At 45.7% G+C, this 3280-nt stretch carries 3 protein-coding genes; 2 read left to right on the plus strand and 1 reads right to left on the minus strand.

Going from position 1 to position 3280, the window contains the following annotated elements:
• Positions 1-86: 86 nt before the first annotated feature.
• A complete protein-coding gene (gene ispF, locus QZZ43_RS05695; protein ID WP_291856962.1) occupies positions 87-575 on the plus strand; it encodes a 2-C-methyl-D-erythritol 2,4-cyclodiphosphate synthase in 489 nt (162 codons plus the stop codon).
• Between the two features lie 333 nt (positions 576-908).
• Positions 909-1238, plus strand: coding sequence for a co-chaperone YbbN (locus tag QZZ43_RS05700; protein WP_291856963.1), 330 nt, complete (start codon positions 909-911; stop codon positions 1236-1238).
• Here the strand turns inward: QZZ43_RS05700 and QZZ43_RS05705 are convergent.
• A complete protein-coding gene (locus QZZ43_RS05705; RefSeq protein ID WP_291856964.1) occupies positions 1221-3230 on the minus strand; it encodes a urocanate hydratase in 2010 nt (669 codons plus the stop codon). The genes QZZ43_RS05700 and QZZ43_RS05705 overlap by 18 nt on opposite strands.
• Positions 3231-3280 lie beyond the last annotated feature (50 nt).

Genomic DNA, 3280 nt, shown 5'->3' on the forward strand with positions numbered 1-3280 from the left:
CAATTAATTAAATACCATGAGACTGCACGATACTTTTTCGTTGCAGTCTCATTTTTTTTGTAGATTTGCAATCTAAAAATTAAGATATGTCCATACGTATTGGAATGGGATATGATGTTCACCAGTTGGCAGAAGGCTATAAGCTATGGATTGGTGGCATTGAAGTACCATTTGAAAAAGGCTCTGTCGGCCACTCCGACGGAGATGTTTTGATACATGCCATTTGCGATGCTTTGCTGGGCTCGCTGAATCTTCGTGATATTGGCTACCACTTTCCAGACACAGACCCGGAACTAAAAGGAATTGACAGCAAAATATTGCTCAAAAAAACCATGGAAATCATCCGTAAAGAAGGCTATGAACTGGGAAATCTGGACTCCACCATCTGCCTTCAGAAACCAAAAATAAATCCCGCCATTCCCAAAATGCAAAAAATACTGGCTGAAGTAATGGATGTAGATGTCTCGCAGGTATCCATAAAAGCCACTACCACTGAAAAACTGGGATTTGTGGGAGAAGGAAAAGGTATTTCTGCTTATGCAACAGTGCTGTTAGAGAAAGCTGCCCGGGATTAAATCAGCCCACTCCAACTCTCCCCTGGGGGAGGAGGATTAAAAACAAATAACATTAAACCGATAAGACATAAAAGCTTTTTGAGTTTTGGCCACAAGAACAGGATGAAATAGATCCTTCCCTGCTTTCTCAAAAACAACACAAACAAAATTTTACTGGCTTTAATTTATTGTCGCATGTATATTTCAGAGATTGCTAAGGGCTGAGCCCAAGCAATGACGCACTTTCACTTTAATATGGAAGAGGTTGGCAGAGGGCAGAGCGGCGACGCCGCCCTGTCCTCTGCCAACCTCTTCTCCAAGTTATAGCCAATCAATAAAAAAGATAATTTACAAATGAATACAATTTCCTCAATAGACCACTTCAATGAGGTGATAAAGAAAGAAACTGCAGTACTTGTATATTTTTCGCACGAGCAATGCAATGTTTGCAAGGTGTTGAAACCAAAAGTAAAAAATTTACTTGACAAGCAGTTCCCCAAAATGTCGATGTACTACAGCGACACTGTCAACCAGGCGGAGGTGGCCGCACAGAACCGGGTGTTTGCAGTTCCCACGGTGCTGGTCTTTTTCGATGGGAGAGAGACTTACCGATTCAGCCGGAATATCGGGCTGGGGGAACTGGAGCAGGCCATTGAACGCCCCTACTCAATGATTTTCGAATAACCCCTCAAGCAAATCATCATCAGCCATATTGGGTAAAGTGACTTTTAATCCGGGTTCTTTCTCCATAGCTCTTTTTGCAGCAAAAACAGCCCCTTTGTTCCGAGCCCAGCTTCGCCGGGTTATCCCATTATTTACGTCCCAGAAAAGCATACTATTCAACCGCTTTGAGGCAGCCTGCGAACCATCCAGCACCATTCCGAAACCACCATTCACAACCTCCCCCCAGCCGACGCCACCACCGTTGTGCAGACTTACCCAGGTCGCACCCCTGAAAGCATCACCAATCACATTTTGAACCGCCATATCGGCAGTAAATCGGGACCCGTCGTAGATATTTGAAGTTTCACGAAACGGACTATCCGTGCCCGATACATCATGGTGATCACGACCGAGCACAACCGGCGCTGAAATTTTCCCATCAGCAACCGCCTGGTTAAAAGCTTCTGCAATTCTTATGCGGCCCTCTGCATCAGCATATAAAATGCGGGCCTGTGAACCCACCACAAGCCGGTTCGATTCGGCCTCCCTTATCCAGAGAAGGTTGTCGTTTATCTGTTGAGCTATTTCCGGAGGGGCCTCTTTTTCCATTGCTGCCAACTCCTCGGCTGCAATGCGGTCGGTTACAGCCAGGTCTGCTTTTCGGCCCGAAGAACACACCCATCGAAACGGACCAAAACCATAATCAAAACATAGTGGCCCCATAATATCCTGAACGTATGAAGGATAACGAAATTCACCCTTTTGATCAAGTACATCGGCACCTGCCCGGCTGCTCTCAAGTAAAAAGGCATTTCCATAATCAAAAAAGTACATCCCCGCGGAAGAAAGTTTATTAATTGCTTTCACCTGGCGTTTCAAGGATTCTCTGACTTTTTCTTTGAAGAGTTCCGGGTCTTCAGCCATCATTCGGTTGGCATCTTCGAAGGTCAGCCCAACAGGATAATATCCACCCGACCATGGATTGTGCAATGATGTCTGATCGGATCCGATATCCACCTTTATCTCCTCTTCAGCAAATCGCTCCCACACATCCACAATGTTTCCCTGAAAAGCAATGGAAACGATCTCTTTGTTTTTCACCGCTTCCCTGACTCTGCCCACCAGCGAATCCGGATTTTTTATCACCTCATCCACCCAGCCCTGCGAATGTCGGGTTTCAATGGCCCGGGGATTAACCTCGGCAGTTACACTCACACAACCCGCAATATTGGCAGCTTTTGGCTGGGCGCCCGACATTCCACCCAATCCGGCTGTAACGAATAAAGCACCTTCTCCCCTTCCTTTGCCATCCAAACGTCGAAGCGAATTCATAATGGTAATGGTGGTGCCATGCACAATACCCTGAGGTCCGATGTACATAAAGGACCCGGCCGTCATTTGCCCATATTGCGATACCCCTAAAGCGTTGAAACGTTCATAATCGTCTGGAGAAGAATAATTGGGAATCACCATCCCATTGGTAACAACTACTCGTGGTGCATTGGGGGAGGAAGGAAACAGTCCGGCGGGATGCCCGGAATATAGCACCAGTGTCTGTTCATCAGTCATGGTGGCAAGATATTGCATAGTCAGCAGATACTGAGCCCAGTTCTGAAAAACGGCACCATTTCCACCGTAAGTAATAAGCTCGTGCGGATGTTGAGCCACTTGCGGATCAAGATTGTTTTGAATCATCAGCATAATAGCTGCTGCCTGGCTCGACTGACAAGGATAATCACCGATGGCACGAGCCTTCATTTCGTAGTGAGGACGAAAACGATACATATAAATTCGTCCAAAAACATCCAGTTCATTGAAAAACTCAGGAGCCAGAACATCATGAAATTTCGATGGAAAATACCGCAAAGCATTCTTCAGTGCAAGAATTTTCTCGTCGTGCGTTAGAATATCTTTACGTTTGGGCGCATGATTGACGGATGTGTCGTATGGCCGCGATTCAGGCAATTGACCGGGAATTCCTGAAAGAATAGCTTGATGAAAGGCATTGGTCATAATAAAAACAATTCAAACGGGTTGTTGAATGTCAAATTACGTACTCTCAA

Origin of the sequence: Marinilabilia sp. (assembly GCF_016278715.1) — a bacterium.
Taxonomy (GTDB): Bacteria; Bacteroidota; Bacteroidia; order Bacteroidales; family Marinilabiliaceae; genus Marinilabilia.